The sequence below is a fragment of the Halalkalicoccus sp. CGA53 genome (genome assembly GCF_036429475.1).
Classification (GTDB): Archaea; Halobacteriota; Halobacteria; order Halobacteriales; family Halalkalicoccaceae; genus Natronorarus; species Natronorarus salvus.
The window spans coordinates 981,297-1,005,529 of the sequence record NZ_CP144125.1 but is presented as its reverse complement, the minus strand read 5'-3'; the positions used below and the strand labels follow the sequence as shown (position 1 = coordinate 1,005,529).

At 67.3% G+C, this 24,233-nt stretch carries 29 protein-coding genes and 1 tRNA gene; 15 read left to right on the top strand and 15 right to left on the bottom strand.

What is annotated here, in order from left to right:
- Positions 1 to 17: 17 nt before the first annotated feature.
- Positions 18 to 980: a winged helix-turn-helix domain-containing protein gene (locus tag V2L32_RS06465; RefSeq protein WP_331235659.1), complete on the bottom strand. Its 963-nt coding sequence runs from the start codon at positions 978 to 980 to the stop codon at positions 18 to 20.
- A 373-nt stretch (positions 981 to 1,353) separates the two neighbouring features.
- Between V2L32_RS06465 and V2L32_RS06460 the strand changes: the two genes are divergently transcribed.
- Both V2L32_RS06460 and V2L32_RS06455 read left to right on the top strand, forming a co-directional pair.
- Positions 1,354 to 1,863 (top strand): ester cyclase, encoded by a 510-nt coding sequence (locus V2L32_RS06460; RefSeq protein ID WP_331235658.1) that lies wholly within the window; start codon positions 1,354 to 1,356, stop codon positions 1,861 to 1,863.
- Positions 1,864 to 1,930: 67 nt separating this feature from the next.
- Positions 1,931 to 2,299, top strand: a complete 369-nt coding sequence (locus tag V2L32_RS06455; protein ID WP_331235657.1) for a DUF2237 family protein — start codon at positions 1,931 to 1,933, stop codon at positions 2,297 to 2,299.
- 45 nt (positions 2,300 to 2,344) lie between these two features.
- On the opposite strand, the gene V2L32_RS06450 is transcribed toward V2L32_RS06455, so the two are convergent.
- Positions 2,345 to 2,473 (bottom strand): phosphohydrolase, encoded by a 129-nt coding sequence (locus tag V2L32_RS06450; RefSeq protein WP_331235656.1) that lies wholly within the window; start codon positions 2,471 to 2,473, stop codon positions 2,345 to 2,347.
- A 134-nt stretch (positions 2,474 to 2,607) separates the two neighbouring features.
- Here V2L32_RS06450 and V2L32_RS06445 point away from each other — a divergent pair, with 134 nt between their 5' ends.
- Complete coding sequence (locus tag V2L32_RS06445; protein WP_331235655.1) at positions 2,608 to 3,063, top strand: Hsp20/alpha crystallin family protein; 456 nt, start codon at positions 2,608 to 2,610, stop codon at positions 3,061 to 3,063.
- 37 nt (positions 3,064 to 3,100) lie between these two features.
- Here V2L32_RS06445 and V2L32_RS06440 read toward each other — a convergent pair whose 3' ends face one another.
- On the bottom strand, positions 3,101 to 4,351 hold the full coding sequence (locus tag V2L32_RS06440) for a M50 family metallopeptidase (RefSeq protein WP_331235654.1): 1,251 nt from the start codon (positions 4,349 to 4,351) through the stop codon (positions 3,101 to 3,103).
- Between the two features lie 165 nt (positions 4,352 to 4,516).
- Here V2L32_RS06440 and V2L32_RS06435 point away from each other — a divergent pair, with 165 nt between their 5' ends.
- The gene (locus tag V2L32_RS06435) at positions 4,517 to 4,885 is read left to right on the top strand and encodes a cupin domain-containing protein (RefSeq protein ID WP_331235653.1); all 369 of its coding nucleotides are present in this window, start codon (positions 4,517 to 4,519) and stop codon (positions 4,883 to 4,885) included.
- Positions 4,886 to 4,993: 108 nt separating this feature from the next.
- Here V2L32_RS06435 and V2L32_RS06430 read toward each other — a convergent pair whose 3' ends face one another.
- Together V2L32_RS06430 and V2L32_RS06425 are read right to left on the bottom strand one after the other, a co-directional pair.
- Positions 4,994 to 5,311 carry a cupin domain-containing protein gene (locus tag V2L32_RS06430; RefSeq protein ID WP_331235652.1) on the bottom strand — a complete coding sequence of 106 codons (318 nt, stop codon included), beginning with the start codon at positions 5,309 to 5,311 and terminating at the stop codon, positions 4,994 to 4,996.
- A 63-nt stretch (positions 5,312 to 5,374) separates the two neighbouring features.
- Positions 5,375 to 5,824 (bottom strand): luciferase domain-containing protein, encoded by a 450-nt coding sequence (locus V2L32_RS06425; RefSeq protein WP_331235651.1) that lies wholly within the window; start codon positions 5,822 to 5,824, stop codon positions 5,375 to 5,377.
- A gap of 87 nt (positions 5,825 to 5,911) precedes the next feature.
- Here V2L32_RS06425 and V2L32_RS06420 point away from each other — a divergent pair, with 87 nt between their 5' ends.
- Both V2L32_RS06420 and V2L32_RS06415 read left to right on the top strand, forming a co-directional pair.
- Positions 5,912 to 7,963, top strand: coding sequence for a DEAD/DEAH box helicase (locus V2L32_RS06420; protein ID WP_331235650.1), 2,052 nt, complete (start codon positions 5,912 to 5,914; stop codon positions 7,961 to 7,963).
- Positions 7,964 to 8,002: 39 nt separating this feature from the next.
- Positions 8,003 to 8,161: a hypothetical protein gene (locus V2L32_RS06415; protein ID WP_331235649.1), complete on the top strand. Its 159-nt coding sequence runs from the start codon at positions 8,003 to 8,005 to the stop codon at positions 8,159 to 8,161.
- A gap of 234 nt (positions 8,162 to 8,395) precedes the next feature.
- Here the strand turns inward: V2L32_RS06415 and V2L32_RS06410 are convergent, their stop codons facing one another.
- The gene (locus tag V2L32_RS06410; RefSeq protein ID WP_331235648.1) at positions 8,396 to 8,662 is read right to left on the bottom strand and encodes a pro-sigmaK processing inhibitor BofA family protein; all 267 of its coding nucleotides are present in this window, start codon (positions 8,660 to 8,662) and stop codon (positions 8,396 to 8,398) included.
- A gap of 100 nt (positions 8,663 to 8,762) precedes the next feature.
- On the opposite strand from V2L32_RS06410, the gene V2L32_RS06405 reads away from it, so the two are divergent.
- A tRNA-Pro gene (locus tag V2L32_RS06405) sits at positions 8,763 to 8,835 on the top strand.
- A 134-nt stretch (positions 8,836 to 8,969) separates the two neighbouring features.
- On the opposite strand, the gene V2L32_RS06400 is transcribed toward V2L32_RS06405, so the two are convergent.
- Positions 8,970 to 9,692, bottom strand: a complete 723-nt coding sequence (locus tag V2L32_RS06400; RefSeq protein ID WP_331235647.1) for a PspA/IM30 family protein — start codon at positions 9,690 to 9,692, stop codon at positions 8,970 to 8,972.
- Positions 9,693 to 9,917: 225 nt separating this feature from the next.
- On the opposite strand from V2L32_RS06400, the gene V2L32_RS06395 reads away from it, so the two are divergent.
- Positions 9,918 to 10,094, top strand: coding sequence for a ribbon-helix-helix domain-containing protein (locus V2L32_RS06395; RefSeq protein ID WP_331235646.1), 177 nt, complete (start codon positions 9,918 to 9,920; stop codon positions 10,092 to 10,094).
- Entirely contained in the window at positions 10,084 to 10,800 is a 717-nt protein-coding gene (locus V2L32_RS06390) for a queuosine precursor transporter (RefSeq protein WP_331235645.1), read from the top strand. The genes V2L32_RS06395 and V2L32_RS06390 overlap by 11 nt, the downstream gene beginning before the upstream one ends.
- Positions 10,801 to 10,810: 10 nt before the next feature.
- On the opposite strand, the gene V2L32_RS06385 is transcribed toward V2L32_RS06390, so the two are convergent.
- Positions 10,811 to 11,575 (bottom strand): 23S rRNA (uridine(2552)-2'-O)-methyltransferase, encoded by a 765-nt coding sequence (locus tag V2L32_RS06385; protein ID WP_331235644.1) that lies wholly within the window; start codon positions 11,573 to 11,575, stop codon positions 10,811 to 10,813.
- A gap of 110 nt (positions 11,576 to 11,685) precedes the next feature.
- Here V2L32_RS06385 and V2L32_RS06380 point away from each other — a divergent pair, with 110 nt between their 5' ends.
- Both V2L32_RS06380 and V2L32_RS06375 read left to right on the top strand, forming a co-directional pair.
- Entirely contained in the window at positions 11,686 to 12,609 is a 924-nt protein-coding gene (locus tag V2L32_RS06380) for a hypothetical protein (RefSeq protein WP_331235643.1), read from the top strand.
- 230 nt (positions 12,610 to 12,839) lie between these two features.
- The gene (locus tag V2L32_RS06375) at positions 12,840 to 13,583 is read left to right on the top strand and encodes a DNA polymerase sliding clamp (protein WP_331235642.1); all 744 of its coding nucleotides are present in this window, start codon (positions 12,840 to 12,842) and stop codon (positions 13,581 to 13,583) included.
- Here the strand turns inward: V2L32_RS06375 and V2L32_RS06370 are convergent.
- The 4 genes from V2L32_RS06370 to V2L32_RS06355 form a co-directional block, all read right to left on the bottom strand.
- A complete protein-coding gene (locus V2L32_RS06370) occupies positions 13,580 to 14,335 on the bottom strand; it encodes a hypothetical protein (protein ID WP_331235641.1) in 756 nt (251 codons plus the stop codon). The genes V2L32_RS06375 and V2L32_RS06370 overlap by 4 nt on opposite strands.
- Positions 14,336 to 14,342: 7 nt before the next feature.
- The gene (locus tag V2L32_RS06365; protein ID WP_331235640.1) at positions 14,343 to 14,657 is read right to left on the bottom strand and encodes a 2Fe-2S iron-sulfur cluster-binding protein; all 315 of its coding nucleotides are present in this window, start codon (positions 14,655 to 14,657) and stop codon (positions 14,343 to 14,345) included.
- A 5-nt stretch (positions 14,658 to 14,662) separates the two neighbouring features.
- A complete protein-coding gene (locus V2L32_RS06360; protein ID WP_331235639.1) occupies positions 14,663 to 16,105 on the bottom strand; it encodes a selenium-binding protein SBP56-related protein in 1,443 nt (480 codons plus the stop codon).
- A 156-nt stretch (positions 16,106 to 16,261) separates the two neighbouring features.
- Positions 16,262 to 16,639 (bottom strand): GNAT family N-acetyltransferase, encoded by a 378-nt coding sequence (locus V2L32_RS06355; RefSeq protein WP_331236589.1) that lies wholly within the window; start codon positions 16,637 to 16,639, stop codon positions 16,262 to 16,264.
- 45 nt (positions 16,640 to 16,684) lie between these two features.
- Between V2L32_RS06355 and V2L32_RS06350 the strand changes: the two genes are divergently transcribed.
- Together V2L32_RS06350 and priL are read left to right on the top strand one after the other, a co-directional pair.
- Positions 16,685 to 16,849: a hypothetical protein gene (locus tag V2L32_RS06350; protein WP_331235638.1), complete on the top strand. Its 165-nt coding sequence runs from the start codon at positions 16,685 to 16,687 to the stop codon at positions 16,847 to 16,849.
- Between the two features lie 2 nt (positions 16,850 to 16,851).
- Positions 16,852 to 17,934, top strand: a complete 1,083-nt coding sequence (gene priL, locus V2L32_RS06345) for a DNA primase regulatory subunit PriL (protein ID WP_331235637.1) — start codon at positions 16,852 to 16,854, stop codon at positions 17,932 to 17,934.
- Here priL and V2L32_RS06340 read toward each other — a convergent pair whose 3' ends face one another.
- Positions 17,935 to 18,147, bottom strand: a complete 213-nt coding sequence (locus V2L32_RS06340; RefSeq protein ID WP_331235636.1) for a DUF7472 family protein — start codon at positions 18,145 to 18,147, stop codon at positions 17,935 to 17,937.
- Positions 18,148 to 18,294: 147 nt separating this feature from the next.
- Between V2L32_RS06340 and V2L32_RS06335 the strand changes: the two genes are divergently transcribed.
- Positions 18,295 to 18,954, top strand: a complete 660-nt coding sequence (locus tag V2L32_RS06335; RefSeq protein WP_331235635.1) for an SWIM zinc finger family protein — start codon at positions 18,295 to 18,297, stop codon at positions 18,952 to 18,954.
- Between the two features lie 253 nt (positions 18,955 to 19,207).
- The gene (locus V2L32_RS06330) at positions 19,208 to 21,406 is read left to right on the top strand and encodes a heavy metal translocating P-type ATPase (RefSeq protein ID WP_409348430.1); all 2,199 of its coding nucleotides are present in this window, start codon (positions 19,208 to 19,210) and stop codon (positions 21,404 to 21,406) included.
- 39 nt (positions 21,407 to 21,445) lie between these two features.
- On the opposite strand, the gene hjc is transcribed toward V2L32_RS06330, so the two are convergent.
- Positions 21,446 to 21,865, bottom strand: coding sequence for a Holliday junction resolvase Hjc (gene hjc, locus V2L32_RS06325; protein WP_331235633.1), 420 nt, complete (start codon positions 21,863 to 21,865; stop codon positions 21,446 to 21,448).
- 217 nt (positions 21,866 to 22,082) lie between these two features.
- On the bottom strand, positions 22,083 to 24,182 hold the full coding sequence (locus V2L32_RS06320; RefSeq protein WP_331235632.1) for a bacterio-opsin activator domain-containing protein: 2,100 nt from the start codon (positions 24,180 to 24,182) through the stop codon (positions 22,083 to 22,085).
- Positions 24,183 to 24,233: the final 51 nt, after the last annotated feature.

Below are 24,233 nucleotides of genomic sequence, written 5' to 3'. Positions count from 1 at the left end.
GGGGGGCCACGGAGCAGCTACGGTCCGAGTTCGACGAGCGTCATCTCGTCGTCGAACGTCAGCGTCAGCCGCTCGAGCTCGTCCTCGATGGCGACCGTCACCCGAAGGGGGTCGTGCGTGACGGTGGTCCGGAACAGGCTCCCGATCGCGTCGACGAGGTCGCCGAACGAGGGCGAGAGCACGTCGATCCCCCTCTCGTAGAGGGCTCCGATCACGGGCGTCAACCCCATGACGCAGAGTTCGATCGGCAGCCGCTTGGTGAACCGACACCCCTCACACCGGAGGGTCGTCCAGGCGACGAACGGCGTGCCACACGCGACACAGGGCCCGCCCCCGCTCGCGTCGTGGCTCTCGCAGACCGACACCGACGGCGCGATCGGACCCGCACACTCGCGACAGACGCCCCGCATCAGGTACGCCAGATCCAGCATACACCTGTACACGCCGGTCTCGAGGGCGTCGTCGGGAGACCGACCGTTCAGCCCGGCCGCCGGAAACCCGGCGTAGAAGATCGCCCCGTCCGGAGCCACATCGCCGAACATCCCGTCGCACTCGGTGCACGAAAAGCGGAGCCACTGCTCGTCGTACGCCGCCGTAACGGAGCTCCCACACAGCGGACAGGTCGTTCGCACCCCGGCCGAGAGATCGGGCAGTCCGCCCGAGATCGCGATCACCGTTCGTGCGATCCTCTTGCCGGGATCGCTCAGCCGGTAGCCACCGTCGGTCCGTCGGACGAAGTGCGGGACGAGCTTCGAGAGGTGGTAGTTGAACTGGCCGTTGTCCCTGATATCCACCGCCTGTCGGAGCTCTGAGAACGAGATCGTCGCGTCGGCGTCGTCGACCTCGTCGTACTCCCGCAGCGCACCGGCCGACCACAGGGCCCGAACGATGTCGAGTCGCGTCTCGTTTCCCAGGATCGAGAACGCCTCCTCCGGCGCCAGCCCGTCCAACTCGATCTCCGAGGTCGATCGGGTGTTCACAGTGGTATTCTATACCACACTGTACCGCATAAACCTAGTCGGCGGTTCCGACCCGTCCCCCCTGAGGACGATCGAACGACGCGTCTCCGGCTTCTGTACTCCGCCCTGGCACCTGTAGCGGTCCGAGTCAGCCCTCCTGAGGAGTCCGATGTGGCCAGCTCGGTCGCGGTCGGACTCGCCATGTCCGGGCCGGTCGATCGGTTCGGGTACGGCAGGCTCCACGGCCGTCCCCGGGAGCGGACTCCCCGACCGATCCCGGGTGAACGGATCTTCACTCCGCGAAACGAGAGAAATGGTTATCTCCGAACGTATTTGTCGAATCCGACCGTAGGAGTGTCACCACCTCACAGAGCAGGAGAGGAGGACAGGGTACATGACTCTCAAGCAGACGACGTTGGACGAACGGATCGGTCGGCGATTCATCCGACTGTGTGCGGAGCCGCGGTCGCCCGAGGAGCTGACTACGACCGTCGACGACCTGGTCGCCGGTGATCACATCGCCTACGGGACCAGCCGAGGGACGCTCCTCGGACGGCGGGCGCTGAACGATCACATTCGAACCACGCAACGGGCGTTTCCCTCGCTCTCGTACCGCGTAGACAACCTCGTCGGCGGTGCCGACGTGGTCTACTGCCAGTGGTCGGTTCGCGACATCGAGGGGAGCGGACGCCGAGAGAGATCCGTCCCCGACTGGAAGACGATGGCGGTCCGGATCGCAGACGGTCGTGTCACCGAAACCTGGCAGCCCTGCGACCCGTGGGTAGCGCTCTGGTCGGATCTGACCGTGGTACCTCCGAACCGGTCGTCTCCGCGAGTCGACCGTCCGTTACTGCACCCGGCTGTCGGAGCGCGCACGGCCGATACGTCGTGGGTAGACGACTGAATCGGGCCGTACCACCGCTCGGAACGGGTCACCGACAGTACTTATCCCCGACCCCCCAAGCCGACGCATGACCGACGAGCGAAACGTCCTCGGCACCGCGCTCGATCCGTGCTGTCTCTCGCCCGCGACCGGGTACCTCCGCGACGGTCACTGTCGGCACGTCCCCGAGGACCCCGGCAGACACGAGGTCTGTGCGGTGGTTACCCAGGAGTTCCTCGAGTTCGGCCGCGAACGTGGTAACGACCTGATCACGCCAGTACCCGAGTTCGAGTTTCCCGGCCTGCATCCGGGCGACCGGTGGTGTGTCTGTCTCGCCCGGTGGATCGAGGCGGAGGGAGTCGGCTGTGCGCCGCCGGTCGTCCTCGAGGCGACGAACGAGGCGGTTCTCGGGGAGCTATCGCTCGAGGTGCTCGAATGGTACGAGTACGAGGGGTAGCCGACGCGTCGCTCCCGGGCGGTCGTCGGCCAAACGCGAATGAATCTACTCGGAGGGGTCGTTGCCGCGCTGGAACAGGTACGTCATCTGCCAGAGCGCGTTCTCGATGTCGTCGCCGTCGGCGGCGGTCTCGAGCTGTTCGTACAGGGAGTCCGAAACGTCGATCTGTGGCATCGGGCGCATATTCGTCGTCCGCCGATAAGAGGCTACTGTGAGTCGGAGTTGAGTAAACGTTCGGAGGTGTGAGCGCACACGTCACGCTAGATTTATATAGAAGTGCAAACAATATATATCTGATCACGATGTCTATGCGACGAGATCCGTTCGACGAGATGGACCGAATGTTCGAGCAGATGCGCCGGATGATGGCGAGCGGATACCCCCGAGCGATGGGCTGGGGCGGCGACGACGCACGGAGCGACCTCCCCGCACTCGGCGGGTTCGCCGAGCAGGGGCTGAACGCCAGCATCGAGTCCGACGACGAGGGCTACCTCGTCTACGCGGACGTCCCCGGCTTCGAGAAGGAGGAGCTCTCGCTCCGGTTCGACGGCGGCATCCTGACCATCGAGGCCGCCCACGAGGAGGGTGAGGAGAGCGAGACTGGCGTCCACCACCGGAGCCGCCACGTCCACGAGACGCTCTCGGTCCCCGGCGACGTGCTCGAAGAGGAGATCAGCGCCACCTACAGAAACGGCGTGTTGGAAGTGAGACTCCCGACCGCCGACGAGGCGGACGAGAGCGGTCGCACGATCGACATCGAGTAGGAGAGAATCGACTTTTCGTACCGTTCTTCGTAGCGAATCAGCGCCAGCCGTCGCGCTCGCCGTCGCCGTCGGTGCGCGCGTCCCCCGGCTCGATCGGCTCGTCGATCACGGGTCCACGGCCGTCGTAGTTCTCGGTACCGGTAACCGCCTCGACGGAGCCGCTCTGTTTGATGATGTTGAAGGCGGTCATCAGGTCGGTGCGCGAGACGAGGCCGACGAGGTCGTCCGTCTCGTCGGTGACGAGCAGCCGACCGATGCCGTGGCTCTGCATCGCCTGGAGCGCCTCCATCGCGCCGGTCTCCGGACGGACGGTCTTCAGCTCCCGGCTCATCACGTCCTCGACGCGGTAGGCGTCGCGCTCGATCTCGTCGATCTCGCGGGCGTCGTCGAGCGTGACCATCCCGACCGGGCGGCCGAAGTCGTCGAGCACCGGGTAGCCGGTGTGACGCTCGGTGAACATCCGATCGAGGAGTTCGGTGATCGACGTGCGGGGGTGGACGACGTCGACGTCCTCGCTGGGGGTCATCACGTCCCTCACGGTGACGCCCTCGAAGGCGGCCTTGAGAACCGTCTGCTGGGCCTCGCCCGAGGCGGCGATGTAGATGAAGAAGGCGACGCCGATGAGGATGATGTTGAGCTGGAAGAGCCCGAAGATCCCCATCAGGAAGGCGAAGAGCTTGCCGATCTCGGCGGCCATCTGCGTCGCCTGTGCGAGCGGCCGGTTCCGCGCGAGCAGTGCGCGCAGGACGCGCCCGCCGTCCATCGGGAACGCCGGGAGCATGTTGAACACCGCGAGCGCGACGTTCATCAGCGCGAGGTAGCCAAGGACGAAGATCGCCGCGTCGAGACTCGGCGGTAAGGGGAGGAGCAGCAGCCAGGAGACGATCCCGACGGCGACGCTCACTATGGGTCCGGCGATCGCGATGTTGAACTCCTGGAGCCAGTGGTCGGGCTGTTCGGTGAGCTGGGCGAGCCCGCCGAAGATCCAGAGCGTGATCGAGTCGATCTCGTAGCCGTAGTACATCGCGACCAGCGAGTGGCCGAGTTCGTGGAGCGCCACCCCGACGAACAGTCCGATAGCCGCCGCGAGACCGAGGATCCAGGGCATCGAGCCCGTCGTCAGCGGTTCGGGATCGATCTCGGTTCCGAGGAACGTGTTGGTGATCCCGATCAGCGGCTCCACCTGCCCCCCGATCAGCCACGCGAACACCGGCAAGATGAGGAGAAACGTGACATCGAGTTTGATCGGGATGCCGAAGAGCGAGCCGATCCGGAAGCTCTTGAACATCACCCGAACTTGGGGCGCGAGGGGCTTAAGTGACCGCTCGTACGGACGGTTGGAGTATCTTGCCGGTGACTGCCGACCCGTACTGGTGATCATCGGTGACCAGCTACGACCGTCCGTATCGGGCCACGTCGGAGGAGTGAAGGGCGAAAGCGTCGAGGAGGGGGTATGGAGACGGAGCCGGTCGTGAGACGAGCATCGGAGATCGAGTACGAGCCCGTCGGGGCCGCGGAGGGACTCGAGAAGGGTGTCCTGCTCGACGCGAGTGACGGCGCGCCCACGTTCGCGATCAGACGGTTCACGCTCTCGACGGGGAGCGAGGTGCCGAGACACACGAACGAGGTCGAACACGAGCAGTATGTCCTCTCGGGGGAGTACACGGTGGGTATCGACGACAAGGAGTACGTCGTGTCAGAGGGCGATTCCCTGCTCATCCCCGCCGGAACGGTCCACTGGTACCGAAACGAGGGCGAAGAGGAGGGCGCCTTTCTCTGTGCGGTGCCGAACGGCGACGACGAGATCGAACTCGTGGAGTGATAGGGATCATCGTAGCCGGCCGGATCTCTCAAGCACACGTCTCATCGGTCTCGGTAGATTCGAAATCGAGGAACTATGAACTCCTACGATGATCCCTATGAGTCTGAGCTAGGGTGCCCCAGCGATCACGAACGTGCTCTCCGCTTCGGTGTGGAGCTGTCGGGTCGCCTCGGGAGAGACGCGGACCGCCTCGCCGGGTGAGAGCGAGATCGTCTCGCCGTCGATGACGATCGTCGCATCGCCCTCGGTCAGCAGGTAGACCTCCTCCTCGCCGTCTTCGGCGTGGTCGTGTTCCTTCCCGGTCCAGTCGGCCGGCGCCTCGACGAGCGTCAGACCGAGGTTTTCGCAGTCGAGGGGCTCCCGGAGGAAGTGCATCGCGTCGGCGACCGGTTCGACGTCGGCGGTGTCGACTTTCGTGTGCGACATCGGGTCGTGGTACGCACTCGTACCCGATATAACCGGGGCTCGACGCACAACTGGCGGTCCGCCTCAGCGTCGGTCGAACGCCGCGCGAACGGGTTCGCTCGGACCCATCGCCCCGAGTTCCGTTTCGACATCCACGTCCGCGAACTCCTCGGCGCCTGCAGCGGTCCGACGCAGGGTGTTCACGTGGTAGAGGTACGACAGCCGGAGGAGCCACCGGGCGTGGTCGTAGTCCGCTTCGGCGGTGATGTGGAACGTCGTCCACCCCGATTCCGTCAGGAGGTGGTGGACGCCGGTGTGACCCTCCTCGACGAGGGCGTCGCGCAACGCACCGAGGTACGCGATGTCGAGCATCCCCCACGAGTGGACGTGGCCGATCTCGCGCGGGCCGACGCGGAACTCGGTCCCGCCGAAGCGGTGTTCGCCGGCGGTGACGTGTTCCCACTCGCTTACCTCGCGCACCAGACGGTCGACCGTCGCTTCGATCTCCGCCCGATCGGAACCCACAGAAACCATGGGAGAGATACGGCGGGCGGGGGGATAACGGAGCGCCCCGTTCGCGAGGTCGAATCGCTGAAATACCCTCACCGCATCTCACCGAACGTGTCGAAACAGGTCCCACGCGTGGACACGCTCTTCCTCCACGAGGTCGGCGACGACTACCTCGCCGTCGTCACCCGTGGCGGCGAGCGCGTCTTCCAGGCCGTCCTCAAGCTGAAGGAGACGGCGGCGGGACCACGGCCCGGGAAGTTCGGAGTCAAAGCCGAGAGCGGCCGCGATCCGCGCGATCCGAGCGAGTTCGTCGACCTCGCCCGCAGGGCGTCCCGGATCCGGATCTCCGAGCAGACCTCGCGGAGCGGACGCGCCGAACTCCGTGAGATGCTCGAGGGATACCAGTTGGAGGCGACGGTCGTCCGGACCTGTCGGTACTGTGCCTCGCACGGGCGGTACTCGCCGATCACCTCGGAGACGGCGATCAAGACGGACAGAGAGGAGATCTGTCCGGACTGTGCGCTCGTCGAGCTCGACCGCGAGCTCGCCCACCACGGCGGGCTGACGAGCGCCGCACAGGACCGGCTGGAGGAGCTCCTGCTCCAGGTCCAGGACCTAGAGCGGCTGAAGAACCTGCTTAAGGGCAGGCTCGACCCGGATCTGACGAAGTTCGACGAGATCGGTGCCACGGTCGAGGACGTCGATCCGGTTCGGGTGGACTCGCTCGACCTGCATCCGGAACTGAAAGAACTCGTCGAGGACCGGTTCGAGACCCTGCTCCCAGTCCAGAGCCTATCGGTACGGAACGGTCTCCTGGACGGCGACGATCAGCTGGTGGTGAGCGCCACCGCGACCGGGAAGACGCTCGTCGGCGAGCTCGCGGGGATCGATCGCGTACTGAGAGGCAAGGGAAAGGTGCTCTTTCTTGTCCCGCTGGTCGCGCTCGCGAACCAGAAACACGAGGACTTTCTCGATACCTACGGCGAGCTCGCGGAGGTGACGATCCGTGTCGGCGCGAGCCGGGTGCGCGACGACGGCACCCGATTCGACCCGACGGCGGACGTGATCGTCGGCACCTACGAGGGGATCGACCACGCGCTGCGGACGGGGCGGGATCTGGGCGACATCGGGACGGTCGTCATCGACGAGGTCCACACGCTCCAGGCCGAAGAGCGGGGCCACCGTCTCGACGGGCTGATCGCCCGGTTGAAGGAGTACTGCGAGGCTCGCTCGCGCGCCCGCGAGAGCTACGCCGGCGCGCAGTGGATCTACCTCTCGGCGACGGTCGGCAACCCGGAGTGGCTCGCGAGGCGGCTCGAGGCGCGGCTGATCGAGTTCGAGGAGCGACCGGTCCCGATCGAGCGCCACGTCACGTTCGTCGACGGGATGGAGAAACCACGGGTGGCGAACAAGCTCGTCCGCCGGGAGTTCGACCGCGAGTCCTCGAAGGGGTATCGGGGTCAGACCATAATCTTCACGAACTCGCGGCGGCGCTGTCACGAGATCAGCCGTCGGTTGGAGTACGACGCCGCGCCGTACCACGCGGGGCTGGACTACCGGCGCCGGAAGAAGGTCGAGCGGATGTTCGGCGACGGCGACATCGCAGCGGTTGTGACGACCGCCGCGCTCGCCGCCGGGGTCGACTTCCCCGCCTCGCAGGTTATCTTCGACTCGCTCGCGATGGGCATCGAGTGGCTCACGGTCCAGGAGTTCCACCAGATGCTCGGGCGGGCGGGCCGTCCGGACTACCACGACCGCGGTGTCGTCTACCTGCTGGTCGAACCCGACTGTTCGTATCACGCGAGCATGGAGGGCACCGAGGACGAGGTGGCGTTCCGTCTCCTGAAGGACGAGATGGAGGACGTCCACACCGTCTACGACGAGTCGGCAGCGGTCGAGGAGGTGCTCGCGAACGTGACGGTGGGAGGGAAGCGCGCGAAGGCGATCACCGACCGGATGATCGGCGAGGTGCCCACCAAACACGCGATCGGAAAACTGCTCGAGTACGGGTTCATCGACGGCTTCTCGCCGACGCCGCTCGGCAGAGCGGTAACGACGCACTTCCTCTCTCCCGAGGAGGCGTTCGTCATCCTCGACGGGATCAGGAAAGGGAAGGAGGTAGACGGGATCGTCGCGGACATCCAGCTCAGAGACGATGACTGACGGGCGAACCCTTATTCCTCGGCCGCCGCTCTCTCACCCATGAGTTCGAGGGACAGAGGCTACCAGACGACGCTCGGCTGGTCGCTCGTGAGTTCGGGGATCGTCACGCTACTTCTAAAAGTCGCGCCGGGCGACTCGCTCTACTGGGGGCTGTTGCTGCTCGTCGCCGGTGTCTGGGTGATCCTGCGCCGGACCTGAGCCACGTTCGCGACGAAACTCGACGACGACGAGCACGACCACCGGTGAGAGGACGACTAGTGCGAGGGCGGCGAGGACCAGCATCGGGAGCTACATTCACCGATCGCCTCCCGGCCGTTTCGAGCGCTGTGGGTCGGACACGCTGGCTCGTCTCGTCGTTCGACCGTGGCGGGTTTAACGTCTTGTAATACCTATACGTTCGACTCCGGAGCGACCGCGAAACGGTCCCGAGCGCTATAGAGCGAGCGCGGGGACGAACGCCACGCCGAACACCGCGAGCAGGAGCACGAGGAGTGCCCCCGGCACGCCCCCGAGGGCGACGACGAGCAGGACGATCGGCGTGACCTCGACCGCGAGTCCGAACCAACTCGCGAGCAGAAGCACGAGTAGGCCGACCACCGCGTTGACGATGAACGGCTTCACGGCGTGGATGATCCGCCACGCGCCGAAGAGGAAGGCGAGCGCGAGGAGCACGACGGCGACCTCGATACCGGTGACCATGGAGAGAGGAGGTGACCGGCCGATAAAAGCGGCGCGAAGCACACGAGAGACGACGAGGAGAACGAAACGCTTTCAACGAGCCGTGCCGTCTTCGATACACGGGACCGTGGGGTAGCCTGGTATCCTTGCGGCCTTGGGTGCCGTTGACCCCGGTTCAAATCCGGGCGGTCCCATGGATTTTACCGCGAACACGTCCGTGAGCGGTAAATCCATCACGAGCGAACGGTTCGAACCCTGCCGGACGCGCAGCGAAGCGAGCACGTCCGGGTTCGGTGGGGCTTCGAACAGGCTGATATCCTCCCGAAACTCATCGATCGAGTTCCTCCTCGGTCTCACCACCCACCCGGATCTTCAGCTCCTCTAACTCCTGTTCGACCCGGTGTTCGGTCGATCGTCGCTCCAGTTCGCGGTCGATCGCGTCGCCCTTCGCGAGGATGTCGTCGAACGCGCCGGTCTCCTCGAGCTCCTCGAGCGCCGCGGCCCGGGCCTCCATCTCCTCCGTGCGTTCGGCGGCACGCTCGACCGTTCGCTGGACGTCGCCCAGTTCGCCCCCGACGCCGGTGAACGCCTCGGCGGCACGCGCGGAGGCCTGCGCCGCGCCGTGGCGCGCCTTCAGGATCTCCTTTTGCGTTCTGAACCCCTCGATCCGGCCGCGGAGCGCGACCTGGCGCTCGACCATCCGGTCCTGGGTGGCCTGCAGCCGGTCGATCTGCTCGTCGAGGTCGGCCAGTTCGTGGGTCGTCGTCTTCTTCTTCTCGAGCGCGCGCCGGGCCAGGTCCTCGCGGTCCTGACGGATCGCCTCCCTGGCCTGTCCGTCGTGTTTCTCGACGTTCGCGCGCAGCCGTTCGCGGTGCAGTTCGAGGCGTTTCTTCTGGGTCGTGAGGTCCGCGATCGCACGGTTGACCCGCTGGAGCTCGTTGCGCAGCTGTTCGTAGGAGTAATCGAGTTCGGCCGCGGGATCGGAGACGCGGTTCACCAGCGCGTTCAGCCAGGACCGGATCGTGAACGAGATCCTGTCGAGGAGGCTCATCCGTCACCTCCACACCCACCGATGGATCGAGAGCCGGGTCTGCTAGATGACACAGACGGAACTCACGCGAGATCGGGTTAACTCTATTGCTGGATACGTATCTCTGCTCCACAGCGGTCGCGTGTCTCGGAACCGCCAGATCCATGATATACTTCGGAGAAGAGCCGGATATTCCTCGAGGGTTCTCCGGAGCGTACTTGACGCCGACCGACCAACCCTACCAGCATGCCTAAGATCAGCGTCGAGATCCCACAGGAGCTACTCGACGACCTGGACGAGCACGTCGGTGACGACGGGAAGTTCGTCAACCGGAGCGACGCGATCCGCACCTCCGTCAGGAAGACCCTCGACTTACTCGACGAGATAGACGCCCGCCACGGCAGGCTGGACGATGAGCGATAGCGAGGGGCCGCTGCCGGCCGTCGCGCTCACGCTCGCTGCGCTGTTCGTCACGGCGCTCGTCACCGCACAGCTCCTGGCGGTGAAGATCATCGCGCTTCCGGTTCCGTTCGAAGCCGGTCCCGTCGGCCCGGAGCTGATCGTTCCCGCCGGCGTCATCGCCTACGCGATCACGTTCCTCGCGACCGACTGCTACGCCGAACTGTACGGCAAGCGCCCGGCACAGCTGATGGTGAACGTCGGCTTCGCGACGATCCTCGCGATGCTCGCGCTCGTCTGGCTCGCGATCCTCGCGCCGGCGTCGCCCGCCGGCGTCGATCAGGAGGCGTTCGCGACCGTAATGGGTCCGAGCACGAACATCGTCCTCGGTGGGCTGCTCGCGTACCTGATCAGCCAGAACTGGGACGTCGTCGCCTTCCACCGGATCCGCGCTCGTACGGGGAGAGAGCGACTCTGGCTACGCAACCTCGGTTCGACTGCGACGAGCCAGGCGATCGACACCGTCGTCTTCATCCTCGTCGCGTTCGCACTCGCACCGGCGCTGCTCGGCATCGGTCCCGTGCTTCCCGTAGCCGAACTGCTCGCGCTGATCGTCGGCCAGTACCTGATCAAACTGCTGATCGCCGTCGCCGACACGCCGTTCGTCTACCTGATCGTCGGTGCCGTCCGTTCTCGTGGGCTCGAAACTGGCGTCTCGACCCCGGGGTAGTACGGGGTATCTACAGACGCTCCGCGAACGCGAAACGCTGTTTGACGTCCTCGATCCGCACCTCGACTGTCTCACCCCTCTCTGCACCTGGAACGAACACCGTAAAGCCCTCGACCTGTGCGACGCCGTCGCCCTCGGAGCCGACCGACTCGACCTCGACGGTGAGTTGCTCGCCTACCCCGACCGGCGCGGTCAGCAGCCCCTTCGCGATCAGGTAGACCTCCGAGGACTCCTTGCGCGAGGCCTCGGGGCTCGTCGTCCGGACGAACTCGTACTCGCCCTCCAATCCGGATCGGAACTCGGCGAGATCCGGCCCCTCGAACACCTTTACCACGAGATTCCCGCCGGGTTTGAGCACCTCGCGGGCGACGGCAGCGGCCTGCCCCGCGAGGTAGACCGACCGCGCGTGATCGAGGTTGTACTCGCCGGTCATGTTTGGGGCCATGTCCGAGAGGACCGTGTCGACCTCACCCACCCGTCCGCGGATCGCCTCGTGGGTCTCTTCGTCCGTGATGTCGCCGCGGATCGTCTCGACGGTCGTCTCGGTCTCGATATCCTTGATGCGTTGGAGGTCCACTCCCAGAACCGTCCCCCCGGGACCGACGCGTTCGGCGGCGACCTGAAGCCAGCCGCCTGGAGCGGCACCGAGGTCGACGACCGTGCCGCCCTCGGGCAGGACGGTCTCCAGGTCGTCGAGCTGCTGGAGCTTGTACGCCGACCTCGAGCGATAGCCCTGCTGTTTCGCCTTGTTGTACCACTGATCGCGGTTGCTCATCGCACTCCCTACCCCCGCGAGGCGGATACGCGCTTCGCTCGCGAGGCGTGACTTCGTACTCGAGTGCCTCCGAGGACAACAGCTACCGTGCGGAGCCCCGATCCGAGACTATGCACGGACTCTCACGAGAGAGGTACACGAGGGCGAGATCCGCGATCTACGAACACGGGCGGTCGCTCGACGTCTCCCTCTTCGATCATCGGTTCGAGGACGCCGCGGCCGAGGACGTCGTGGAGGAGCTTCGGCAGTATCAGAACGACGACGGTGGGTTCGGACACGCCCTCGAGCCGGATTTTCGACTCGAAGCGTCGTCGCCGCTTGCGACGTCGGTCGGGTTGCAGTACGCGGCCGAACTCGAGCTCTCGTCGGGCTACGACCTCGTCCGGGCCGCGCTCGCGTACCTCGAAGAGTCGTACCGGGAGCGCGAGGGCTACTGGCCGGCGACGTACGAGGACGTAAACGACGCGCCGCACGCGGTCTGGTGGCACGTCGACACCGTGACGGCACCCTCCGAGTCGGAGTGGCCGAACCCGAGCGCGGAGCTCCTCGGATACCTGTGGAGGTGGGGCGACGCGGTCTCTGAAAGGTTTCTCGAGGCGGTTACGGAGCGGGCGGCTCGTAACGTACGCGACACGACCGTCGTCGGGGACGATCGAGGACGGCGCTACGCGATCCTCTGCTGGGAGCGCGCCCTCCCGCACCTCCCGCCGAGGCTCGCCGGAGACGTCCGCACGTCGCTCGAACGCACGGTGAGGTCGATGGACCTGGACGAGGAACTTCGTGAGCTGTACGCGTTCGCGTTCGCCTTCTCGCCGGAGACGACGGTCGCTCGACTGTACCCGGATCGTGTCGACCGGCTTCTCGACGAAGACATCGAGAGACAGGCGCGAGACGGCGGCTGGTGGCCGACGTGGGGGTGGGGACAGTACGAGGACGCGTGGCCGACCGCCGAGCGGGAGTGGGTTGGGAAACTGACGCTCGAGTGCTTGCTGACGCTCGAGCGGTTCGGAAAGCTCGAAGGTGGGGCGCGGTGATCCGTGGCGACGCGTCGAGGAAAGTACACCCGACCCGTGATCGTGTCACCTTCGAGGGCGCTCGAAGGCTCTCCGAGCGGTGAGACACCGGTGCGATACACGTACCGCTCGGCGCGATCGGGAGGGGACGGAACGCCGCCACTCGGTGACCGCTCCGAACCAGCCTGCCCCGCGTGCGCGCGTACAGGAAAGGTGGCTTTTTAAACGGCCGTTTCGTAGCCGTATCCAGTATGTTCAAGGCCATCGTGAGCGCCGACACGCTCGGGGCGGCGCTCGACTCCGTGAGTGCGCTGGTCGACGAGTGCAAGATCCAGCTCGGCGAGGAGGAGTTCTCGATCCGCGCCGTCGACCCGGCGAACGTCGGCATGGTCGACCTCACGCTCTCCGCGTCCGCCTTCGAGTCCTACGAGGCCGACGGCGGTACGATCGGCGTGAACCTCTCTCGGCTCGAGGACATCGTCGGGATGGCCGACGCCGGCCAGCTCGTCGACCTCGAACTCGACGAGGAGACCCGGAAACTCACGATCCGTCTCGATGGCCTCAAGTACACTCTCGCGCTGATCGACCCCGACTCGATCAGGGAGGAGCCGGACATCCCCGACCTCGACCTCCCGGCCAGGGTGGTCCTCGAAGGGCGCGACGTCAACCGCGCGGTGAAGGCCGCGGACATGGTGAGCGACCACATCGCGCTCGGCGTCGACACCGCCGAGGAGCGGTTCTACGTCGAGGCGGAGGGCGACACCGACGACGTGAACTTCAAACTGGATCGCGAGGACCTGATCGACCTCACGCCGGGCGAGGCGCACTCGCTGTTCAGCCTCGATTACCTGAAAGAGATGAACAAGGCGATCCCGACCGACGGCGAGGTGACGATCGACATCGGCGAGGAGTTCCCCGTGAAACTCCACTTCGAGATCGCCGAGGGTGAGGGCAACGTCACGTACATGCTCGCCCCGCGGATCCAGAGCGACTAGAGCGCGGAGCGACGTTTCTCCCCCGGCGGATCGGGCCCATGCCGGTGGTGTCCGTTCATTTCGGCGTTTCCGACGACGAGTAGCACGCCGGCACCCGCCGCCACGACGATCGCCTGAACCGTCTCGGGAACGCCCGTCGCCAGCACCGTCCCGCCGAGGACTCCGACCCCGAAGCCGGCCTGCATGAGGCCGATCGCGACCAGCACCCGTGCTGGATCCGTGCCCGCGGCCACGTAGAGTCCGGCGACTGCGGCGGTTTCGACCGCGACGTGCCCCACGATCAGTACCACTCCGAGCGTTCCGACGGCCGCTCCCGCGAGGTAGACGGCTGCGAGAACGGCACCTTCGACTACCCGGTGCGTGCCCAGGGCAACGAGGGTCACATCCGCGTGGTGAGTCCCTCGGGCCCGTGAGGAGGCCGTCCACGCGACGACACCACCGCCGAGGACTCCCGCGACGGCGAGGACGGAGTACTCCCCGATGGCAGTCACCGCGAGGGCGATGCCGAGGACGATGAGGAAAACTCCAACTACCCTGTCGAAGCGGGCCATGGCGTGTGCTCGGATCGAGATGCCCGTGAAGAGGACGGTCAGACCGGCGACGACGCCGATCCCGAGGGCCGCGGCCACGACGACCCCGAACGACACGCCGACACCGTGATCGGCAGGCGCTCCGTGAGCCCGGACGACCGCCGGAACGACCGCGAGTAGAGAGAGACTCGACAGAGCGACCGCCGTGATACGGCTTCGCATCTCTCACTCACCGCCACGGATTCTCGAACAGCCGGGCGCGGACGCCCGTCCCCACTTCGAGCGTGCAGTCGGTACTCGGTACCGCGATACAGGTGAGGACGTACCCCTCTCTCAGGTGTCGTTCCCTGAGACCCCGCGGTGGCACGGCGTGGCGCATCTCGCCCGAGAGCGCTCGTCCGGTACACGTCCCGCAAACGCCGATCCGACAGCCGAACGGCAGGTCGATCCCCGAGCCCTCCGCGGCGTCGAGCGTGCGCTCGCCGGGTTGCGCGCTGACCGTCTCACGCCGACCGTCCGTCCACTGGAGGGTCACGCGGGGCATGCGGGTTACTGCCAGACGTCGCTGGTGCAGTCGCCGTCGGGCCAGCGGATCTCGTGGGCGCGGGCAGGCCCATCCGGAAGGTCACCGAAGTCGACGAGGAACTCCTCGTCGAGCGTCAGCGTCCCCCGTCGCGGGTTCACGTCGGCTTTCAGCATGACGGACCCGTGCTCGCCCTCCGCGGGGAAGAACTGGTCGTCCCACGTCGAGTAGAGGGAGGTGGTCCAGTAGAGGCGTTCGCCGTCGAGGCTCAACTGCACCATCTGGGGTCCGGCCGCCAGTTCACGTCCTTTGACCTCCCTGACGTCGCCGAAGTAGCCCCCGATCGAGATCGAATCCGCGTGTCGCGGGTTCGCCGGGTCGCTCACGTCGTACATCCAGACCTCGCCGTGGAGCCAGTTCGCTCCGAACAGGTAGCGGTCGTCCATCGAGACGAGGATGTCCGTCGGGAGCGCCGGGACGGGCATCTCCCAGTCGTCGTGCTCGCGTGCCTCGAAGTCGATGACCTTCTCGGCGCGCCACCGGCCGTCTGCTCGCGGCTGATCGCCGCTCGCACTGTCCGAGGCGCTCCGCGCCTCGCGGTCCTCGAAGAAGTGAAAGATGTTCGAGGAGAGCGCCGCGTTGACGTAGCCGTGGGTCGCCTCGGGGCTGTGCAGGAACCGCACCTCGAGCGGGACCATCCCCTCCTCCCCGAGATCCACCGTCTGCTCGACCGTCTTCTCCGCCCAGTTCCAGAAGTGGAGTCGGTGACCGTATTTCCCGGCCTCGACGTCCTCGAGGTCGAAGCCCGGCTGGTAGGTCTCGGGGGCTGCCCACTCCGAGGAGACCATCACGTTGTGACGCGGCTGGTACCAGAAATCGTAGTTCATCTCGATCTCCCCGGGGAGGTCCCAGCGACCCTCGACCTCGAGGTCCTCGTTCAGTTCGAGGAACCCCCCCGGTAGCTCCCCCGAGGCGTTCCCGAGCATACTGATCATCACCCCGCCGCCGGCGGGGCAGTGGACGGTGTGCGGTGCCGAGAGATCTAACTCGTGGACCTCCTCCGGTTCGATCACGCGGACGATCTCGGGATGGGCTCTGTTCTCGGTGTCGACGATCGTGATCCGCGAGGATCGGTTGCCCGGCATCACCAGATAGCGCCGCTCTAGCCCCTCCATGTGACACGACGACGAACAGGCGTTCCACCCGAAGTGGTGCAGTTCGTCGCCCTTCGTCGGCATCTCGATCCGGTCGGTTATCTCGCCGTACGTCCCCGAATCGGGGTCGACGTCGACGACCGCGAGGAAGTCGGGCGCGTCGATGTCCGTGCCCGTGTACAGTCCGACGACGTAGGCCACCCTCTCGCGCTCTGACTGCTCGATCGCCGCCTGGGGCGTCGCGTACCCCGGTCCCTCCGTCTCGTGATGGCCGTGTCCCTCTTCACCGTGAGAGTCTGCTGTGTGTGTGCTCATCGTTCTCCGAAGAGTACGTCCTATCAGAAGAAATATGTTTTTGCGTACTTTCAGCCAGTTCATGTCGATGGAACAATCACTCTCCCGGATACGGTATCCGCAGCTCCCGCGAACCGTGCGGCGGTGACCCGGTTCGGGCGGTCGGTGACCGAACGTTCAGAGCGGGCGTTCGTACCGGATCTCCTCGTAGCGTTCTCCCTCGAACTCGACCTCCTCGACTCCGACCCGCTCGAACCCCTCGCGTTCGTAGAACGCGATCCCGACCTCGTTCTCGGCGAAGGCGGAGAGACCGAGACGGTCGTACCCGTCGATCCGCCCGATCACGTCCACGAGCAGCCGGCTCCCGACCCCCTCACCCCAGCGCTCCGGTCGCACGTAGATCCGGTAGAGTTCGGCCAGCGTCTCCGCCTCCGTCTGGGGACCGACGTGGGCGAAGCCGACCGCCTCCGAACCCCCGTCCTCCGCGACCGAGACGACGTGGTCCGACCCCGCGATCGTCCGTCGGAGCGAGTCGGTTCCGTACCAGTCGTCGATCGTTCGATCGACGGTCTCCGGTCCCAGAAAGTCGTCGTATGCTGCGTGCCAGGAGGCGCGCGCGACCGTCCGGATCGCCTCTACGTCCGGCGGTTCGGCGTGGCGGATCGCGACCGTGACACGACCACGGCCGGCGTCGGTATGACCGTTCGGGAGTCGGCGAGCGACGGTGAGCCGTGGCGTTTATTCGTCAGCGCACGCTGGGAGTGACGATGGAGGCCAGCGCGCTTCACGCCCGGTACCCGTTTCTCGCGAGCGCCAGGGAGGCGGTCGAGACGGCGGGCGTTGACCTCGTGGACGTCGTCTCCGAGCGCGCGGTGGTCGAGCGGGCGACCGAGCGCGTCACGAGGGCGATCACCGACGGGGAGGTCGGAGAGCCACACCGGACCCCCCGGACGGAGCTGCTCTCGTACCCCGTCGCACGGGTGCTCGTCTCGCTCGTCGACGAGCACGTGCTCACCCGGAAGTACGCCCGGGCCGAGGCGAAGACGGCGCGCGAGCGGATCGAGACGGACCGGCGACAGCGCGCCCGGGAGGAGGGACTGCGGAGCGTCAGTGTCGAGCGGCTCACGCTCGCCGAACTCCTCGCCGAGTTCGATCTCGAGGAGAGAATCCGGGCCGAGGGCGACGAGTACGCCGTCGCGGTCGGGAGCTACGTGGGACTCTCGGCGGGTCTCCGCCGGGAGGACTGGCGGCTCGTCAACCGCGTCGTCGCAGACGGGGAGGTGTTCGTCACCGAACCCGAACTCATCCGACTCGTCCAGGAGGCGATCGCACGGCGCGTCGGCGAGGGGTTGCCGCTGTCGGTCCCCGACGCGATCGCGGAGCCGCTTGACGGGGAGATCGAGGCCGTTCGGGAGCTGCTCTCGGAGTACGACTTCACCCGGGAGATCGACACGGTCGTCCCCGACCGGTTCCCGCCCTGTATGAAAGCGCTGCTCGACGCGGTCCAGAAGGGCGAGCACCTGGAACACCACTCGCGGTTCGCGATCACGACCTTCCTCGTGAACATCGGGATGAGCACCGACGAGATCATCGACCTCTACATGGTGAACCCGGGCTTCGGCGAGAAGATCACCCGGTACCAGACCGACCACATCCGGGGCGAGACCTCCCCGACCGAGTACAGCCCGCCGAGCTGTGCGACGATGCAGTCCTACGGCGACTGCGTGAACATGGACGACCGGTGTGAGACGATCTCGCACCCGCTCGCGTACTACGAGAAGGCGCTGGACGAGGCCGACGAGGACGAACTCGTCGACTGGCGCGAGGGTGGAGAGGAAGCGGAAGGATAGTCACTCGCGGTTCATGTAGTAGGCGAGTGCGATGCCGACGACCGACATGAGGAGGATGAAGCCGACGATGGCGCTGATCAGCGCGAGGGCGCCGTCGCCTGAGAGGCCGCTCTCGTTGAACGTCCGCCCGATCAGCACGATGACCCCGACGAACGAGCCCACCGCGGCGACGGAGACGACGATCTCGACGAGCGCCTCTCGCTCTACGACCATGACCCAGGTTTCCGCCGACCGTGCAAAAGCGCTTCGAAGCCTCACACGGCCGTTTCGTCCGCACGAGCGTCGCTTCCGGTGGAAGACTTAGGTAGCCTCGGCACCTTCCTCTAGACGTATTCGTGACCGCACGCGCCGGTCGGCGCAGTGGAAGCGAAGGTACACACCATGACGCACACCAGCAACACACCAGCGTCACCGAGAACGATCGGGTCCACGCCGGGCGCCAGTGCCGCCGACGAGCGGGCACGTCGGGCGCGGACCGAGCGGATGCGCGTGACGGGCTTCGGCACCGCCGCCTACCTGGTCGAGACCGAGAGCGAGAACGCCTACCTCGTGGACGTCGAGGCGGGTAGCTGTAGCTGTCCGGACCACCGGTTCAGGGGTGGGCGCTGCAAACACCTCCGGCGGGTCGCCATCGAGATCACCGAACGATCCGTCGCACCGCCACACCACGTCGAGGGAGCCTGTCTCGCGTGTAGCGAGCGGATCTTCGTTCCGGCCGACGAGCCCTCGCCGCACTACTGCGAACGACACACGCTCGCGGCCGGAACCCCGGTCACCGACAGGGAGACGGGCGACAGACTGCTCGTCGTCGCCACCTCCTCGCGCCGGGCGGACGAGGTACGTATCGGCGAGCACGGGCGGACGGTCGCGGCGTACCCGACGAACGAGGAGTACGACCCGGCCGACCGGGTCGTGAGCGCCGTCTATCCCCAGTCGGTGCGGACCACGGCCACGGGGCCGAAGCCGAGGACGCTTCGGGTCTACTCGTTCCCACAGTCCCGACTCGAACCGATCGAGTAGGGTCGACACCCGAACCGTGCGGGCGGTGGAGGTGACGCAACGCCTATTCCCACGAGGGGCGTCGTCTCCGATATCTAAATCGATGGACGAACACACGCGGTCGGACGCTCCACCCACACGCACACCACGTGAGACGTCCGTCGGGAACGACGGTATCCGCGGCGCCGAAGTCGACACGAGGAACGGCCGGCTCACCCTCGAGTACGACTCGCGAGAGCTCTCGCCCGAGGAGGCACGGCGGGTCGTGAGCCGGATGGCGAGCGCCGCCGGAGAGCCCGCCGCGAGGTGTACGCTCCACGTCGACGGCTACGGGGGGCGGAGCTGCGAGTCGTGTGCGCTCGCGCTTGAGCGCCACCTCACGGATATCGCCGGCGTCCACGACGCCGAGAGCTCGTTCCGGGCGGGGACCCTCACCGTCACCTACGACGACGAGCTCCTCTCGCCGGCCGAGATCGAGCGCGTCGTCCACGAGTTCGGCGTCGAGACCCGCGACGCCACCGAGGAGGGCGAAACCGACTCGGCAAGCGAGCGATCGACGCTCCGAGTAGAGGCTGTGTTCGTCGCGCTCACGCTCGTCGGAATGCTCACGGGGCTCGTCGCCGGCTGGCTCGACGCGGCGCCGCTGATCGGGTGGGTCGGCTACGGCGTGGCGTACGTCTTCGGCGGGTGGTACGGGGTGAAGGGGAGCGTCGAGACGCTGAGACACCGGGCGGTAGACATCGACCTGCTGATGATCCTCGCCGCGCTCGGCGCGCTCTCGATCGGCGCGCCGTTCGAGGGGGCGATGCTGCTCTTTCTCTTCTCGCTGTCGAACGTCCTCCAGCACTACGCGATGGGGCGCTCGCGACGGGCGATCAGGGCGCTCATGCGTCTGCGCCCGGAGTCCGCGAGGGTGCTCCGCGACGGCGAGGAAGTGACCGTCCCGATCGAGGAGGTCGCGATCGGCGACGTCTTCGTCGTCCGCCCGGGCGACCGACTGCCGCTCGACGGCGTCGTCGAGACCGGCGAGAGCACGGTCGATCAGTCCTCGCTCACCGGCGAGTCGGTCCCCGTCACGAAGGGGCCGGGCGACGACGTCTTCGGCGGGACGATCAACGAGAACGGGAGCCTGGAGGTGCGCGTGACGCGTCAGGCCCACGAGTCCGCCATCGCGAAGCTCATCCACCTGGTCGAGGAGGCCCAGGGCGAGCGAGCGCCGACACAGCGGCTCATCGACCGGCTCGAGCAGCCGTACGTCCTCGGCGTGTTCGGGCTCACCGGGGTCGCGATCGCGATCCCGACCCTCCTCGGCGCGGAGTTCGACCCCACCTTCTACCGCGCGATGACGCTCATGGTCGCGGCCTCGCCGTGTGCGGTGATCATCTCGACGCCGGCGGCCGTGCTCTCGGCGATCGCGGCGGGCGCGCGCCAGGGCGTCCTCTTCAAGGGGGGCGAACACGTCGAGCGGGCGGCCGGGATCAGGGCCGTCGCGTTCGACAAGACGGGAACGCTCACCGAGGGCGACACACGGCTGACCGACGCGACAGTCCGCGACGGCGCGACGCTCTCCGGTAGCCCGATCACGGGGGACCGACTCCTCGCGCTGTCGGCCGCCGTCCAGTCCCGATCCGAACACCACCTGGCCGAGGCGACGGTCGACGCGGCGAGCGAGCGCTCGCTCGACGTGCCGGAGGCGCGCGAGTTCCAGGCCACCGTCGGCAAGGGGGTACGCGCGACCGTCGAGGGCCGGACGGTCCACATCGGCAACCGACGCTACGTCGAGGGACTGGCCTCGGGGGTCGCGATCGAGGGGCTCGACGAGGGCTACGCCGCGCTCCGATCGCTCCAGGACGAGGGCAAGACGAGCGTGCTCGTCGTGAGCGAGGGGGAGGGGGTCGATGAGGCCCGCGTGCTCGGCTGGCTCGCGTTCACCGACACCGTCCGCCCGGGCGCCGCAGAGATGATCGCCCGGCTCAGAGAACTCGGCGTCGAACACGTCGTGATGCTCACCGGCGACAACGAGCGCGTCGCCAGAAGCATCGCCGACGAGGTGGGGATCGACGAGGTCAGAGCCGAACTCCTCCCCGAACAGAAAGTCGAGAGCGTCGAGGAGCTGGTCGCCCGGTACGAGGGCGTCGCGATGGTCGGCGACGGCGTGAACGACGCCCCGGCGCTCGCGACCGCGACGCTCGGCGTGGGGATGGGCGGCGCCGGCACGGACGTGGCGCTCGAGACCGCCGACGTGGTGCTGATGTCCGACGACCTGAGCAAGATCCCTTACGCGCTCGGACTCGGCCGCGCGACCCGACGGACGCTCCTCGTGAACCTCTCGATCGCCTTCGGCGCGATCGCCCTCATGGTCGGCGCAATCCTCACGGCGGGCATCCCGCTCCCGGTCGCCGTCGTCGGTCACGAGGGCTCGACGGTGCTCGTCAGCCTGATCGGCCTCCGGCTGCTCGGTTTCCGCGAGTGAGACGGAAGCGGCGGTCGGTGCCGCAGCCTCGCGTCCTTCTCAGTCCTCGCCGAGTCGCGCCTGTTTCGATCGTCCAACCAGTTCGTCGAAGTCCTCTCCCTCCGCCAGCGCCGTCTCTTTCTTCACGCGGTAGTTCCCCCCGTCGGTGATGTAGAGGTCGCCCGGGTGGAAGAAGTACCAGTCCTCGCGGTCGAAGCGGACCGCGATGCGCGCCTTCGCGCCGAAGTTCCGCGCGAAGTAGACGAGCGCCTCGACCTCCACGCCCGTGAGGTAGATCGGGTTGCCCGCGCTCGCTTTCGCCTCGATCGCGTAGAACGTCTCGCCGTTTCCCGCGAGCACGTCCGGCAGCTCCCTCGTCGTGGCGCTCCCGCTCGCGGGCGCACGCATCACCGCGAACCCCGCCTCGTCCAGCAGGTTGACGAGTTCGCGTTCCCGACGATCGCCCTTCGCGCTCGACATACCCGGCCTTTCGAGGCCCGGGACAAAAGCGCTCCGAGCGAGGGGCCGTCCCCGGGTTCGGGGCCGGATGGAGACGGACCCGTCTTCGTCTGGAGTGCTCCGAGAAATCGAGGGGTCTCCGCCGCCGGGAAACCGTCAGAGGCACAGGTGGTCGCCCGTCGGGTTCGCGTTCCCCGTCTAGTCGGAGGGCACCACGGCGTAGAAAGGTGCTATGCAACTACCTAGAGCGACGCCACTCCGGCGGCGCTGTGACCTCCTCGAGAAGCTTTCGCAGCCCCCGCCGGAGGTGAAAGTGGAGCGTCGAGGAGCTGATCCCCATCGTCTCGGCGAGCTCCTCCGCCGTGGTCTCGCGCGGCCACTCGAAGTAGCCTGCGTGGTACGCGGCACGGAGCGCGCTCAGCTGTCGGTCGGTGAGCCGGCCGGTGAACGCCTCCCGCCGGGGTCGCTCCGTCCTGACGGGGCGGTCGACCTCCCGCCTCCCGGCGAGTTCGACGCTCGGACAGACCCTCGCCAGCTCGTCGAGGAGCGAGCGCAGCTCCGTCTCCGGCGGGGCGTGCGCGAAGAGCCTGAGCCGTCCGGCCTCCGCGACCGCGGAGTGCGGGACGACGCCGTGGTCGAGCAGCAGCCCGACGTACGAGGCGGTCGCGGCGTCGGCGACGAACACGCCCCGCTCGTCCGACTCGGTGAGGAGCTCCCAGCCTTCGGTCTCGGCGACGGTCGTCGTGAACGCGTCGGACGATCCGCCGTCGGCCGTGACGGCACAGAGCACTCCCCCGGAACCGATCGGTACGAACGCCTCGACCGAGAGCCGACGGTCGAGGCGCCTCGAGGCGGCGGCGAGCACCGAGTCTACCTCGTCCACGACGAGCGCGAGTTCGACCGCCGTCTCCGCGAGCAGGCTGTGGCGGGCCTCGACGGCGCGGATCGAGAGCCCGATCGTCTCCCCCAGCTCCGAGAGGACCGTCGTCGCCTCCTCGTCGAACGCCCAGGTCGGAGCCGCGAAGACGACCAACACACCGTAAGTCGCCTCGCCGGCCACGAGCGGGACCGCGGCGAGCGCTCCGCCCTTCCCCTCGTCGGGATCGAGCGTCTCGACCGTCCCGTTCCGGATCGCGCTCGCGACCGCTCGGACCCAGGGGCGGGCGGCGTCGGTGACCGGCCCCTCCGTCGGGGCGTCGATCCCGGCCACCTCGCGGACGCGAACACCACCCCTCGGGTCGCGAGCGGAGGCGACGAGCGCGGCCCGGAACGGGCTCGTCTCCGCGAGGTGCTCGCAGATCGCCCGCTCGACCTCCGCACGCGTCTCCGCCCCGACGACCGCCCGGTTCACCCCGCGGATGACGGCGTTGAGTCGCGAGAGCGCGACGAGACGCTCGTTTCGCCGTTCGAGTTCGGTCTCGCGGGCGAGACGGTCGAGCGCCGCCTCGACGGTGCTGGCGAGGAGTTCGACGAACTCCCGATCCGCCCCGCGGACCGCGCCCTCCCCGCCCGCGACGACCACGCCGTGCTCGCCGACCGGAACGGCCAGGGAACGGTCCTCCTCGCCGTCCCCGCCCGGGAGACGAAGTCGGAGCGATCCCCCGGAGTCGCCGTCGGCGAACGCGAGTCGGATCGGGTCGTCGGGGTCGGTGATCTCCGACGGCGTCCCGGCCACGACTCCCGGCAGCGTGGCGTGAGCGATCGGGCGGAGCGCGTCCGAGTCCTCGGCGAACCGGTAGAGCGTGGCGACCGAGAGCTCCGAGCCCGCGAGCACCGTCTCGACCGCGAGATCCCCCACCGCCCGAACAGACCCCGCGAGCATGAGCGACGGGACCGCGGCGTGGAGCCCGGAGAGCATCCGCTCGCGCTCTACCCGCTCGGTGACGTCCTCCTGGCAACCGACGAAGTGAGCGAGGTCGCCGTCGTCGTCGAAGAGCGGCGTGATGCTGACGCGATTCCAGAACGCGCTTCCGTTCCGGCGGTAGTTTCGCAGTTCGACCGTCACGGGTTCGGCCGCCTCGATCGCCGCGCGCATCTCCGCGACCGGCTCCGGATCCGTCCCCTCGCCCTGGAGGAACCGGCAGTTCCGGCCGAGGACCTCCTCGTCCCCGTAGCCGGTCAGCCGACGGAACCCCTCGTTGGCGTAGACGATCGGGTTGTCCTCCAACGAGGGATCGGTGACGAGGATCCCGATCGGCGCGGCGTCTAGCGTCCGGTCGGCGAACGGGGGATCGAGACCGCCGTCACAGCACACCCCCTCCGTCCGGGAACCCTCGCTCGTCGGGTCACCGTCGCTCCGGTCGGCTCCTCGCGCTCGAACGTCGCTGTCGCCGGGCATCGGTCGGTCTCCGCCACCCGGTCACGCCCCGACGCGCCGACGGTGGGCAAC